13 protein-coding genes and 1 tRNA gene are annotated in these 13,838 nt (G+C 50.6%); 2 read left to right on the top strand and 12 right to left on the bottom strand.

Translation table 11 applies throughout. The annotated features are described in order from the left end of the window. Nucleotides 1-167: 167 nt before the first annotated feature. The 11 genes from QWY27_RS11065 to QWY27_RS11015 form a co-directional block, all read right to left on the bottom strand. Nucleotides 168-244, bottom strand: a tRNA-Val gene (locus tag QWY27_RS11065). Between the two features lie 48 nt (nt 245-292). Continuing rightward, a complete protein-coding gene (locus tag QWY27_RS11060; protein WP_290197637.1) occupies nt 293-946 on the bottom strand; it encodes a phosphoribosylanthranilate isomerase in 654 nt (217 codons plus the stop codon). 11 nt (nt 947-957) lie between these two features. Beyond that, the gene (gene truA, locus QWY27_RS11055) at nt 958-1,782 is read right to left on the bottom strand and encodes a tRNA pseudouridine(38-40) synthase TruA (protein WP_290197656.1); all 825 of its coding nucleotides are present in this window, start codon (nt 1,780-1,782) and stop codon (nt 958-960) included. A gap of 49 nt (nt 1,783-1,831) precedes the next feature. Then, entirely contained in the window at nt 1,832-3,328 is a 1,497-nt protein-coding gene (locus QWY27_RS11050) for a type IV pilus assembly protein FimV (RefSeq protein WP_290197635.1), read from the bottom strand. A gap of 18 nt (nt 3,329-3,346) precedes the next feature. Continuing rightward, nucleotides 3,347-4,474 (bottom strand): aspartate-semialdehyde dehydrogenase, encoded by a 1,128-nt coding sequence (gene asd, locus QWY27_RS11045; protein ID WP_290197633.1) that lies wholly within the window; start codon nt 4,472-4,474, stop codon nt 3,347-3,349. Between the two features lie 39 nt (nt 4,475-4,513). Next, nucleotides 4,514-5,590, bottom strand: coding sequence for a 3-isopropylmalate dehydrogenase (gene leuB, locus QWY27_RS11040; protein WP_290197631.1), 1,077 nt, complete (start codon nt 5,588-5,590; stop codon nt 4,514-4,516). 54 nt (nt 5,591-5,644) lie between these two features. After that, nucleotides 5,645-6,301 carry a 3-isopropylmalate dehydratase small subunit gene (gene leuD, locus QWY27_RS11035; protein ID WP_290197628.1) on the bottom strand — a complete coding sequence of 219 codons (657 nt, stop codon included), beginning with the start codon at nt 6,299-6,301 and terminating at the stop codon, nt 5,645-5,647. 6 nt (nt 6,302-6,307) lie between these two features. Further along, nucleotides 6,308-7,711: a 3-isopropylmalate dehydratase large subunit gene (leuC, locus tag QWY27_RS11030; RefSeq protein ID WP_290197626.1), complete on the bottom strand. Its 1,404-nt coding sequence runs from the start codon at nt 7,709-7,711 to the stop codon at nt 6,308-6,310. A gap of 66 nt (nt 7,712-7,777) precedes the next feature. Further along, the gene (aroC, locus tag QWY27_RS11025) at nt 7,778-8,854 is read right to left on the bottom strand and encodes a chorismate synthase (protein ID WP_290197625.1); all 1,077 of its coding nucleotides are present in this window, start codon (nt 8,852-8,854) and stop codon (nt 7,778-7,780) included. 66 nt (nt 8,855-8,920) lie between these two features. After that, nucleotides 8,921-10,477: a protein adenylyltransferase SelO gene (locus QWY27_RS11020; protein ID WP_290197623.1), complete on the bottom strand. Its 1,557-nt coding sequence runs from the start codon at nt 10,475-10,477 to the stop codon at nt 8,921-8,923. Beyond that, nucleotides 10,458-10,847 carry a DUF2069 domain-containing protein gene (locus QWY27_RS11015; RefSeq protein ID WP_290197654.1) on the bottom strand — a complete coding sequence of 130 codons (390 nt, stop codon included), beginning with the start codon at nt 10,845-10,847 and terminating at the stop codon, nt 10,458-10,460. Before QWY27_RS11015 ends, QWY27_RS11020 begins: the two co-directional genes overlap by 20 nt. 110 nt (nt 10,848-10,957) lie before the next feature. Between QWY27_RS11015 and QWY27_RS11010 the strand changes: the two genes are divergently transcribed. Continuing rightward, the gene (locus tag QWY27_RS11010) at nt 10,958-12,241 is read left to right on the top strand and encodes a YihY family inner membrane protein (RefSeq protein ID WP_290197621.1); all 1,284 of its coding nucleotides are present in this window, start codon (nt 10,958-10,960) and stop codon (nt 12,239-12,241) included. Nucleotides 12,242-12,251: 10 nt separating this feature from the next. Continuing rightward, a complete protein-coding gene (locus tag QWY27_RS11005; protein ID WP_290197619.1) occupies nt 12,252-12,701 on the top strand; it encodes a CBS domain-containing protein in 450 nt (149 codons plus the stop codon). On the opposite strand, the gene dusA is transcribed toward QWY27_RS11005, so the two are convergent. Then, entirely contained in the window at nt 12,658-13,638 is a 981-nt protein-coding gene (gene dusA, locus QWY27_RS11000) for a tRNA dihydrouridine(20/20a) synthase DusA (protein WP_435433477.1), read from the bottom strand. The genes QWY27_RS11005 and dusA overlap by 44 nt on opposite strands. Between the last annotated feature and the right edge of the window lie 200 nt (nt 13,639-13,838).

Here is a 13,838-nt window from a genome sequence, read left to right as displayed (position 1 = left end):
TTAGGAACTTTGAGAATTACCGGCTCAGGGTCTTGGCCCACTGCGGTTGGAACGGCGTATTTAGCCGTGTTTAATGAGTACTGATATTTAATGAATACTGCTCATCCCCCGATAATGGAGTAGAGCCTAATGGAGTAGAGCCAAAAATGCTCCCATGTAAGGAGCACTGGTAGGCGGTATTGGAATCGAACCAACGACCTCCACGATGTCAACGTGGCGCTCTAACCAGCTGAGCTAACCGCCTTTAAAGAATGAGATTATATCGGTTTTATAGAACTGATGTCAAAAGGTCTTAGCGATCTGCATTTTTAATAGCGGAAATAAACGCGGCCATCAATTCGGGAGACTTAATCCCTGGCTCAAGCTCCACACCGCTACTGACATCTACTGACCATGGGCGCAATCTCCTCACGGTCTCTTCAACTGTGCTGGGAATCAGACCGCCCGACAAAATAACGGGTCGACGTACAGACTCCTCCAGCGCAATCAATTCCGATAAAAGGGTGTGATCAAAGCTGTGACCGCTACCACCATAGGCCGGGGTGTAGCTATCAAACAACCAACCAGATGCGGAGTGATATTTTAGGCAGTACTGAGAAAGTGCCTGTGGACTATCCATATCCGGTGCACCAACCCTGAAGGCCTTGATGTAGGGAACAGAAAAAGATTCGCAAAAGTCCGGAGTTTCTTCTCCGTGAAACTGCAAAAAACTGGGCCGCACAATTGAGATCAACTCTTGAACACTACTTGGTTCAGGATTCACAAAAAGCGCAACCGAACTCACAAACGCCGGTAACTCACGAGAAAGTTGAGCGGCCTGCTGGACGCTGACATATCGTTTGCTGCCTGGGTGAAATACAAAACCAACCGCATCCGCTCCAGCATGCGCAGCAAACCTTAAATCTTCCTGTCGAGTAATTCCGCAAATCTTAATTCTGGTGCGCATTTTCTGTACCTTTATAACTCTTGATCTGGGAAATCAATTGGAACCGAATCAAGAAAATCCAACCCAACAGCGTGAGGTGTCACAACAGGCAAGTTATATCCTGGGTACGTAACGTCTGTCAGATACAAGCCATCTGGTGAGAATGTTGGGGCGCCATACGTCCTGTCTTTTAAATCAAGTAACTTAGCCACATAGTCTACAGTTTCTCGACCCTGCCCAACCTGCACAAGGGCGCCAATGATATTTCTAACCATGTGATGTAAAAAAGCATTCGCCTGTAGTTGAATTATGATACGTGGCCCCTGTTGCGTGATGAGCAATGAATGGATGGTCCGCACAGGTGACTTTGCTTGGCACTGAGAGGACCTAAAGCTACTGAAATCATGTTCACCAAGCAAACATTTAGACGCTTGCCGCATGTCAGAGAGATTGAGAGGTTGGAAAACCCACCCTGCCCGTCCTTGCCACAAGGGATGTCGAACGCGAGTGTTAAGTATGACGTAGGTGTAACTACGGGCTGTGGCAGAAAAGCGCGCGTGAAATTGATGGGGAACAACCTGTGCCCACTGCACTGAAATTGAGTCCGGAAGATGGGCGTTCGTTCCTCTCACCCAAGACTCTGGTGTGCGAATCACAGGGGTATCCAAATGAACAACCTGATTGAGTCCGTGTACGCCAGTATCTGTTCTGCCCGCGCATATCGTGCTGACAGGCGAACCTACAAAATTTTGCAAAGCCTTTTCGAGTGCATCTTGAATAGTCAAGCCATGGGGTTGCTTCTGCCAACCCTGCCATGCGCGACCATCATAGGCAATACCGAGAGCGATACGACGCATTGCGAAAGCCGCAGAGTCCATATCAAGCGACTCTGCAGAAGGATGCATATCAGGCACCTGTTTTTGGAGGAACGGATGATTTGTTTGCAGCGTCGACATCGTCAGACAAATTCAAGTCTATCGACTGAAGTTTCTGATCAAAAGCGGATGCAAGCTTTGGATCATTCTGTATGGGACTTTCCTGAGCGTCGGTTTGTTCTTGACGTCCTGCACGTCGCAACAAAAAAGCAATCAGCAAGGCAAGTAAAGCTGAAATCCCTAGGACAAATCCCAAGACGTGATCAGATGCGTATTCTTTAAGTTTCGTAAAACTCGATTTGACTTCGTTAGCTGCTTTTGCATCAGTACCGGGCGTGCCAGCCGCACCAGTTGTCCCTGTTGCGCCAGTCGCACCGGGCACACCTGAAGATGCCGCTGAGCCTGTCAGACCCGGAACACCTGCAGCACCTGGAGTACCTGCGGCACCTTTAGCGCCTGGAACACCTGCAGCACCTGGAGCACCAGCGGCCCCTGGAGCACCGGGCACACCAACTGCAGAGCTACCTGAAAAGCCAGACTGACCAGCGGAGACAGATGCGGAGGCCTGACTTTTATTGAGGGCGTCTTTCAAGTCTTCTACGTTCTTTTGCAGCGCCTCGACGCGCGCGCGCATTTCACGCAACTCATTTTCTGTGGCAACACGTTTATCTGCTTGCTGATCTGCAGGATTTGTAGAGTCCAGTCGAACTTGATCTCCCGTTGACGCTGGACCTGGTGCAGGTGTTGGAGCAGTAACAGAGCCAGACTGATTTGTGGAAGACGCAACCACAGGTACGCTTGCTGAAACCTGTCCAGCGCCACGACGCGCCCTAAACGCTTGGTCATGTTTGGCAAACATCGCTCTTGCGTGTTTGGCATCCACCGCGCGCATCGTTGCAGCATCGGGAATACTCAACGTAGTACCCGCACGCAGCAGGTTCATGTTTTCAGAAATAAACGCCTGAGGATTAGCTTCGTATATAGCCCACATCACCTGATAGATATCCGCACCCGACACAGCTTTTGAAAGAGCGATTTCATACAGGGTATCGCCACGCGCAACACGGACGGAGTTGTTAGCGCCTGCCGAAGGGTCCTTTGTCAGCACCAAATAACTCGACTGAATCATCCGAATGCCAGAGGCGGTGGACAAACGAATTAATACGTCAATCACTGGGCGGTTTACAGCTTGGGAGGAACGCACAATGAGCTGGCGGGAAGACGCATCCCTACCTGGCTCAACCACCACGGACAAGGTCTCAATTGGAGCAGGTAGCGTCAGGCCGGCATCTGCCCAAGATTGCGGGGCCGCGATTGAAGCACTTAAGCCTTTGAGATCTTCTGATGTCAGTCCATGAACTGGCACGGTTACCTGCAATGGGGCGCCTGCTTCCGAATTCACACGACCATGTCCAGGCTGAGCAGCTTCAGACCGATCTAAAAAGGCAAATGACATACCAACAAACAGCAAAAGCGGTAGAGCAACACGTCTCACCGCAGTGACTGAAGTGTTTGATTGCCTGAACATATCCGGATTTCCTTGGGTTTAGAGTTCGCCGAGTGTAATCCGCAGCATGCGGCGCAAAGGTTCCGCAGCCCCCCACAACAACTGATCGCCAATAGTGAACGCACCGAGGTATTCGGGGCCCATGGAAAGCTTTCTCATCCGTCCGACCGGAATGTCGAGTGTGCCCGTCACGGAGACGGGCGACAAGGCGCGCAAGGTGTCTTCTTTCGTATTGGGGACAAACTTCGCCCAAGCAGTTCCTTTTGCCACGATGTCAGCTATCTCGTCCATCGGAACATCACGCTTGAGTTTAATGGTCAGGGCCTGGCTGTGGCAGCGCATTGCACCAATCCGAACACACAAGCCGTCAATTGGAATGGGTGCAGAGCCGAAACCTTCGCCACGTCCAAGAATTTTGTTTGTTTCGGCCTCACCTTTCCACTCTTCACGAGACATGCCGTTTCCAAGATCCTTGTCAATCCAAGGAATTAAATTACCGGCAAGGGGAATGCCAAAGTGTTCAGTCGGCAACTCGCCAGACTGTTGCGTGGCAAGAACCTTACGATCAATTTCGAGAATGGCAGAAGCAGGATCTGCAAGCTCGGCCTTAACGGAGGCATTTAGCAGACCAAACTGTGTCAAAAGCTCTCGCATATGCTGAGCACCTCCACCGGATGCCGCCTGGTAGGTCATGCTTGTCATCCAGTCAATGAGGTCGAGCTTAAATAATCCTGCAAGACCCATCATCATGCAACTGACCGTACAGTTTCCACCGATATAGTCGCGAATGCCTCGATGCATGCCCGCATCAATCACGTCACGGTTGACAGGATCAAGCACGATAATGGCATCGATTTTCATGCGAAGAGTGCTGGCTGCATCTATCCAGATTCCCGTCCAACCTGCGGCGCGGAGTTTGGGATAAACCTCACTGGTGTAGTCACCGCCTTGCGCCGTTAAGATAATTGGGAGCTTTTTGAGCGCTTCGATATCAAAAGCATTTTGTAAAGCGGTCGCACCGGCCCAATCTGGTGCACGGCCGCCCGCGTTACTGGTCGAGAAAAAAACGGGGTCGATCAGGCTAAAGTCACCCTCATCACGCATACGCTGCATAAGGACAGAGCCAACCATACCGCGCCAACCTACTAATCCGACCGATTTTTTCATTTCAGCAAAACCACAATAAAGTAAAAGATAATGAGTATTTTAGCCTAGGGCCTTGAGTACAGCGTCGCCCATGCCGGCTGTTCCAACCTTTGTCGTGCCTGGCTCGTAAATATCAGCTGTGCGAAGACCCTGCTGAAGGACTTTTTGGACAGCCTGTTCAATGCGGTCAGCCAGCGCAGCACTATCCAGGGAATAGCGCAACATCATGGCGGCCGACAAAATTGTCGCCAGAGGATTGGCAATGCCTTTGCCTGCAATGTCTGGCGCTGAACCATGGCTGGGCTCGTACAAGCCCTGACCGGAGGCGTTCAGCGAGGCGGAAGGCAACATGCCAATCGAACCCGTCAACATGGCAGCTTCGTCTGACAAAATATCTCCAAACAAATTACCAGTGACGATTACGTCAAACTCACGCGGCGCACGGACCAACTGCATCGCTGCATTGTCCACATACATGTGAGAGAGAGAAACATCGGGATATTCGCGTGCAACATCGATGACGACATCACGCCAAAGTTGAGATGTTTCAAGTACATTGGCTTTGTCAACGCTGCACAGTTTGCCTTTGCGCTTTTGCGCAGCCTGAAAACCTATATGAGCAATACGTCTAATCTCTGGCTCGGCGTAACGCATGGTGTCAAAGCCTTCTTTAGATCCGGCAAACGGTCCGTCAGAAGCTGTTCGAATGCCGCGTGGTGAACCAAAATAAATGTCACCTGTCAGTTCACGAAGAATCAAAATATCCAATCCGGATACGATTTCCGGCTTGAGAGAAGACGCATTGGCAAGTTCAGGATACAAAACTGCCGGACGAAGGTTTGCAAACAAACCCAGTGCTTTACGCAGGCCTAAAATCGCTTGTTCAGGACGATGCTCACGCGGAAGCTTGTCATATTTCCAGTCACCGACTGCGCCAAACAAAATTGCATTGGATTCCTGGGCTAGTTTCAATGTTGCAGGTGGCAAAGGGTGTCCGTGCAAATCAAAGGCTGTTCCACCAACGGGTGCCTCATTGATCTCCAGTGCAGGCGCGACAGCGCGCAACACGCGAACGGCTTGCTCGATAATCTCAGCACCAATTCCATCACCAGGTAAGACAGCAATTTTTTTTGACATGTTTGACTCATCTAAAAAATAATGGGCCGGCGAACCGGCCCGAGATACAGTTACTTAGCGCGCGCCGATTGGCACCACATCCAGCCAGGGGTGACGAGCGAGACGCTCATTTTCGAAGTTGCGGATTTTGTCAGCATGACGCAAAGTCAAGCCGATTTCATCCAACCCATTTAACAAGCAGTACTTGCGATGCGGGGTGATGTCGAAATGCATCGAGCGACCATCCGGAGCAATCACAAGCTGTTTCTCAAGATCGATCGTAAGTTTGTAACCAACAAACCCACGTACCTCATCGAATAAACGGGCCACCTCCAACTCGGAAAGAACAATTGGCAAAAATCCCGTCTTGTAGCTGTTGTTGAAGAAGATATCCGCAAATGATGGCGCAATCACAGCACGAAAACCGTACTGCGCCAGAGCCCAGGGTGCATGTTCACGGCTCGAACCGCATCCAAAGTTTTTTCTGCCCAACAAAATCGAAGCACCCTGATATCGAGGGTGATTTAAGACGAAATCTGGATTGAGCGGGCGTTTGGAATTATCCATTCCAGGTTCACCGTGATCCAGATAGCGCAAACTGTCAAACAAGTTAGGCCCAAAGCCGGTGCGATGGATTGATTTGAGAAACTGCTTGGGAATGATCAGGTCCGTATCGACGTTTTCGCGATCGAGAGGAGCGACAAGACCTTGATGTGTTGTAAATGCATCCATGTTTATTTACCGGAAGTTACGTACGTCGACAAAATGACCAGCAATTGCTGCAGCAGCTGCCATTGCTGGGCTCACGAGATGGGTTCTGCCACCCTGCCCTTGACGACCTTCAAAGTTTCGATTTGAGGTCGATGCACATCGTTCCTGGGGTTCAAGGCGGTCGGCGTTCATTGCCAGACACATCGAACAGCCAGGCTCACGCCACTCGAATCCGGCTTCGATAAAGATCTTGTCCAAGCCTTCTCTTTCCGCTTGCGCCTTGACCAAGCCAGAACCCGCCACGACCATCGCCTGGCGAACATTGCTTGCAATACGTTTGCCACGCGCAACAGCAGCAGCTGCGCGCAAGTCTTCTATACGGGAATTGGTGCATGACCCAATAAAAACACGATCAATTTTAATGTCCTCGATCGGAGTGTTAGGTTTGAGCCCCATGTACTCGAGGGCACGCTCCATGCCGCTGCGACGAATTTCATCCTTTTCGCGCTCTGGATCAGGCACGCGGCCGGTCACTGGCAACACCATTTCAGGTGAAGTCCCCCAAGTTACCTGGGGAACAATCTGACGTGCATCAATATCAACAATGCGGTCAAAATGTGCACCTTCGTCGGAATGCAGTGTTTTCCAGTAGGCAACAGCCTGATCCCATAACGCACCAGTAGGTGCAAAGGGACGACCAACGAAATAATCAATTGTTTTTTGATCAACGGCCACCATGCCTGAACGCGCGCCAGCTTCAATTGCCATATTGCATAAAGTCATACGACCTTCAATAGACAAATCGCGAATGGCGCTACCAGCAAATTCGATGGCGTGCCCGGTACCACCAGCGGTTCCAATGACACCAATAATATGCAAAATGATGTCTTTTGCTGAACAGCCGACAGGCAATGAGCCTTCAACACGAATCAGCATGTTTTTATTTTTCTTGGCTTGCAATGTCTGGGAAGCCATCACATGCTCGACCTCGGAGGTGCCGATTCCGAAGGCCAAGGCACCAAATGCGCCGTGAGTACTCGTATGCGAATCGCCGCACACGACAGTCATGCCGGGCAATGTCGCGCCCTGCTCTGGACCGATGACGTGAACAATGCCCTGACGGGGATCATTCATCCGGAATTCGATCACATTATGTTTCTCGCAATTGGCGTCCAGGGTGTCGACCTGAAGCTTTGAAACTGGATCTGTAATGCCCTGTGCACGATCAATCGTCGGAACGTTGTGATCAGCAACGGCGAGATTCGCGTTGAGACGCCATAATTTACGTCCGGCAAGTTCTAGACCCTCAAAGGCTTGGGGGCTAGTGACTTCATGTAAAAGATGACGGTCAATGTAGAGAATGGCGGTGCCATCTGATTCTTCGTGAACCACATGGGCATCCCAAAGCTTGTCGTATAGGGTTTTTTTCATGACGTTGTCTCAGCCACACTGATTGTTAAGGTTTAGCTCTTGATTATGCCATAGCAGACGGGGTCGTTACGTCTTGCCTCTACCCTCGCCACACTGAGCACGGTGTCGCAAGGCATGATCCAGCAAAATGATTGCCAAAAGAGACTCTGCAATGGGGGTTGCACGGATCCCTACACACGGGTCGTGTCTTCCAAGAGTCTTGACCGTGACGGGGTTACCGCTTCGGTCGATGGAGCGACGCTCCACGCGAATACTGGAGGTTGGTTTAATTGCGAGACTGACAGTAATAGGTTGACCAGTGGAGATCCCGCCTAGGACACCTCCTGCATGGTTGGTTAGAAAACCATCAGGGGTAATCTCGTCACCGTGCTCTGAGCCACGTTGCGTGATGCTTTGAAATCCAGCGCCAATTTCGACGCCTTTCACAGCATTTAGACCCATCATGGCATGAGCAATATCGGCATCCAGTCGATCGTAGATTGGTTCCCCCCAGCCGGCAGGCAAACCTTCGGCAACGACTTCAATACGCGCACCCACGGAGTCACCATCTCTGCGCAACTGGTCCATATACGCCTCTAATTGAGCGATAACCTCAGGGTTCGCAGAGAAAAAAGGGTTGTTCGGGACATGCTCCCAGCTGACAAATGGCATCGGGATCGGGCCAAGCTGACTCATGTAGCCACGCACCATGATCCCGTATTGCTTAGCAAGCCATTTTTTAGCGATTGCACCCGCAGCGACTGTCGGTGCAGTTAACCGGGCAGAAGAACGGCCACCTCCCCGAGGGTCGCGATAGCCATATTTTTTAAAATAAGCATAGTCAGCATGACCCGGGCGAAATGTATCTGCAATCGCGCTGTAATCCTTGCTTCTGGCATCGACATTCCGAATCAGCAAAGCGATTGGCGTGCCTGTTGTTTTTCCCTCAAAGACGCCAGAAAGTATTTCAACCTGATCGGCTTCTTGTCGTTGTGTTACGTGTCTGGATGTTCCGGGACGGCGGCGGTCAAGCTCAGATTGAATGTCCTGCTCAGACAATTCCAGGCCGGGAGGACACCCATCCACCACACAACCAATAGCGGGCCCGTGTGACTCACCAAAATTCGTCACGCAAAATAATGTACCAAGAGTATTGCCAGACATGGATAAGCGAACCGTCAAAGTTGAGCGCGTCTATTGTGGTTAGCGCGGCAAAGCGACATTATTGCATCAGGAAGAACAACTCACCTCAATTTTGCTGGCCCAGACCGGTGGGAGAGCCGAATAATGCTCCATACCGGGCTTGGCTGTGTAGGGATCCGCCAACAAATCCATCATTCGCTCAAGCACTGAGAAATCCCCCTTCTGGGTGGCCTCAATCACCTCTTGTGCAAGGTAATTACGCAAAATGTATAGTGGATTCACAGCCAGCATCGCATCGACGCGCTGCTGCCAGGGGGGCGACTCATGCTGAATCCGATTTTTGTAGCGCTCAAGCCAGGCGTACGCAGCTTCTCTGTCGACAAAAAGGTCAATAAAAGGCCTCAAAGAACCTGAGCCATCTCCAACTGTGCCACCCAGGTCAAGGGCGATACGACCAGCATCGGCATGAGCCAAGCCAGGCGCATAGGCAAGCTGTCTAAAGGTCAGGGAAAAATCTGCATGGCTGGCTTGCATCAGGCTCCATAGATCGTCGATCAACGTCTCGTCACCCGCTTGCCAAGTTTTCAAACCAAGTTTTTGGCTCATACGATCTTGCATCGCATGAAGAAAAGTAGGTTCAAACTGATCAAGCGCTGCTCTTAGAGGCTCTGCTTGGGGCACAATCGTGTGCAAACTATTGGCAAGTTGATAAAGATTCCAGTGCGCAACTGAGGGCTGAGCATGCCATGCATAGCGGCCATTGGAGTCGGTGTGATTACAAATGTGGCGGGCATCAAAACCATCCATAAATCCATAAGGACCATAATCGAGGGTCAGTCCGAGTATGGACATATTGTCGGTATTCATGACTCCGTGGCAAAAACCGACAACCTGCCAGTTCGCAATTAAAACCGCCGTGCGTTTAACAACCGCCTCAAGAAATCGTACGTAACGAGTTTCGGGAGTTTCAGGAGTACCTGCAACGGAATTTAAACATTCAGGATAAAACCGTTCAATCACGTAGTCAGCAAGCTTTTTGACTAAATCCGGTCTTTTACGTGAAGCCCAGTGCTCAAAGGACCCAAAACGAACAAAACTCGGCGCAACCCTCGCCACAATTGCAGCGGTTTCGACGGTTTCGCGCATGACAGGATCATCGGCGCTGACAAGTGACAACGCGCGCGTCGTCGCAATACCCAACCCGTGCATGGCGTGGCTTGCCATATATTCACGCACTGAAGACCTCAATACCGCACGGCCATCGCCCATACGTGAATAAGGCGTCATTCCGGCGCCTTTAAGCTGGATTTCCCAATTGCCGGAGGGACCCACAATCTCGCCAAGTAAATGTGCGCGACCGTCACCCAATTGACCCGCCCAAACGCCAAACTGATGACCGCTATAAACTGCTGCGAGAGTATCGCCACCCGGCATCGGATGCGAACCGCTGACTACATCTAGAAACTCCTTTTCCTCAAAACAGGCTGGACTTAAGCCCAGCAACTTAGCAACCTCTGAATTTGCATGAACAAGGCGTGGATTCTTAAGAGGAGTTGTAGGGAGTCTGGTGTAAAAATCAAGCCCAAGCGCAGCAAAGCTGTTGTTGGTCTTTAAGCCAGAGAAGCTAATTTGAGTTTTTGGCATGAGCAGCTAATTGTTTGGCAAAACGTTTTGCTGGACGAACATAAAACAATGCAGCAAAAAAGAAGACTGTGGATAAAAATATCTCAATCCACGCCATGATGATCGAAGGGCCCGGCGGATCAGACATCACCCTCACCACACCTTCCATCAGATAGAGTAGAACCAGCATGGAAGCCCATTGAATGGTGTAAAGACTCCCTTTTGAGACTCCCCGGAAAGCAAAAGCCAAAGGCAAAGCCTTGAGAAACAGCAGTGTGCCGCCTGGACGAAGTGGCGCAAGCCAAATCTCCCACAGCAAACACAGCAAAAAGAGTGCAAACAGAGAAACAAGGGCGATACGCTGCAGCGCAACATTCAAGGTTGGCTGAATGGGTGTAGAGGGGGTAACAATTTGCTTCATGCTGCTATTATCGCTTGAGAGAGGGTCATATCAGACGCTAACCCCTTCCCGCATGTCAACAGAGCATGGAGCTCTCATTCGTGATTCATCGAACACATCCCATCGCAAGCCTGAAAGAGCGACTTTCGGACTGGCAAAAAATCTTGTTTTCAAGCGCCAAACGTTTGAGTCAAGTGGATGCTTTTGATTTGGCAGGTAGCCTCACCTTTACCACTGTGCTTGCAATCGTCCCTTTGCTCGCAGTTGCATTAGCTCTATTTACAGCTTTTCCACAGTTCCACGAATTCAGTGAAGCGCTACAGGCCTTTTTGACCAACAGCCTGATGCCCCCCACTATTTCAGATAATGTCATGTCCTATCTCAACGAGTTTGCCAGTCAAGCCAGTCGTTTGACTGCGATTGGTGGCGGATTTCTGGTCGTGACCGTCCTCTTGTTGATTTTGTCAGTCGATAAAGCGCTCAACGAAATTTGGCGCGTGTCGACTCCCCGCAGTATTGGACAAAGACTGCTGGTTTATTGGGCGTTACTCACCCTTGGACCCATCATGACTGGCGCAAGCCTTTGGGCAACCGCCTTGGTTGCGCGTGAATCCTTCGGTGTCATTGCCCAGATTCCCGATTTGCTTGAACTGACTCTCAAAATATCCCCATTTTTTGTCAGTGCCGCAGGTTTTGCAGTGCTCTTTGTCATCGTTCCTCACGCCCGAGTTGCACCACGCGACGCAATCATTGGCGGTTTGCTTGTCTCGGCCTTGCTTGAGGTCATGAAATTCGGATTTGCTTATTACGTCTCGCAAATATCGACTTACACCACCATTTATGGTGCATTCGCAGCCCTGCCTGTTTTTTTGATTTGGGTCTATCTGTCTTGGCTGAGTGTGTTGTTTGGCGCGATTGTGGCTGCCAACCTTCCCTATTTGCGCCAAGTTCGACTCAGTGGCTCTTCCCTTCACGACCACCCCTTGCTGCATGCCCTAGCCATACTCCAATTACTCAGTTCTGCGCGTAACCAAAAAACCCCCGGCCTCAGTCTGCGTGAATTGAGTGAGACTCTTTATCAAACAGAAGATCAGGTGGAATCGATCTTGCGCACACTTCAAGAGCTTGGCTGGGTTGGCGTGGCAATGGTACGCAGGCGCATGCACTGGGTGCTGGTTTGCAATCCTGACACCACGAGCATGAAACCATTGCTCAAAAAAATGATCGTCAATCGCCGAGAGCTCAAACTTGACGAGCAGCCGGCACTTAAGCATGCTTTGGTTGTTTACCTTCAGGATAATGACGATTCAAAGCTGAGGGATGTGCTACTGCAGAATGACAAGCCAGACTTGCACGGCTTACAATCCAGCCAAAGCAGCACATAGGAGACGCATCATGTTACAGGTCAGTGAAATATTACGGGTCAAGGGCAACACTCTTTTTACCGCTTCCCCAGAAACTTCCGTTATTCAAGCGCTTGAAACGATGAGTGAGCAAGACATTGGCTCCTTGGTCATCATGGATAAAGGCAAGTTGGCAGGCATGCTGACGTTTAGAGAGATTATTCGTCACGTGAATGGTAATCACGGTGCGGTCGGATCCACGACAATTCGTAGCATCATGGATGCAAATCCAGTAAGCGTTTCACCTGAAACAGAGGCTGACGAGGTTCAACGGTTAATGCTTCAAAATCACTCACGTTACATTCCCGTCATGGATGGAACTGTGCTGATGGGGGTCATTTCTTTTTATGACATGGCGCAAGCGATTGTTGCGGCGCAAAAATTTGAAAACTCCATGCTCAAGGCTTATATCCGTGACTGGCCGGATGAGGAGAAGCAATAGGCTCCAGCCCACCAATCTCAGACCAAGCTCGGGCAATAAGCAAGGCATCATTAGAATTGAGTAGTTTCGAGTCTGACAACATCCGTCTCCAGAGACGCGACCGTGGTCTACCATTAAACAGTCCGAGCAAGGGCCTCACGACAATGCGTAACGGCGTACCTAGGTCAACCTGTCGTGCCGCATAGCCTACTAACTGCTCAATAATCTGCGGCTCCTCCAACGCGGGCGTTGCGGGCCAAAAAGCAGCGGAGAGTTCATGCATAACAATTGGGTTGTGCCATGGTGCACGGCCAAGCATCACTCCATCAAAGGTTTTCAGCGCCTGCGTGCAATCTTCAACCCCAGCTAAGCCCCCGTTGAGCACCACAATCGCATCAGGGAAGTCTTGTTTTAGTCTTGCCGCATCCGCATACCTTAGTGGCGGCACATCTCGATTATCCTTGGGTGTCAGGCCTTTTAAGACCGCATTTCTGGCATGCACAATAAAAACTCGACAGCCAGTTTCATATATTGTGCCGACAAAGTCTCTTACAAATCCATAATCATCGTTATAGTCGAGGCCAAGCCGATGCTTGACTGTCACTGGAATTGTTACGACATCCTGCATCGCTTTAATGCAGTCCGCGACCAGTCTGGGTTCAGCCATCAAACATGCGCCAAACGCGCCTTTTTGTACCCGCTCCGAGGGGCAGCCACAATTGAGATTAATTTCGTCATAACCCCATTGTGCACCCAGTCGCGCCGCATGGCTCAAGGCCTGCGGTTCACTTCCCCCTAGCTGCAAGGCGACGGGATGCTCTTCATGATTAAAACCAAGGTGCCGCTCAACGTCGCCATGCGTGAGTGCACCAGTAGTAATCATTTCGGTATAAAGCCGCGCATGGGGCGCAAGCAGGCGATGAAAAAAACGACAGTGACGATCAGTCACATCGATCATGGGGGCCACACAGAGCTTCCAGCCCATCGGATCTAGTGGCGCGGCAAGTTGAAGTTCAGTCGTGGACATTTTTTGAAAAAACAAAGCGTCCAAACCGGACATATGCCATTTTATATGGGTTGGACGCCAGTCAACGCAAGACACGTCTCGCGAACAATGCATCCTTGCTAAAATCGTTAAATCTATCAACACGATTCACC

This window comes from Zwartia vadi, assembly GCF_030410375.1.
GTDB classification, from domain to species: Bacteria; Pseudomonadota; Gammaproteobacteria; order Burkholderiales; family Burkholderiaceae_B; genus Zwartia; species Zwartia vadi.
The sequence above is the reverse complement of the archived record's forward strand: the minus strand, read 5'-3'. Positions and strand labels throughout refer to the sequence as shown.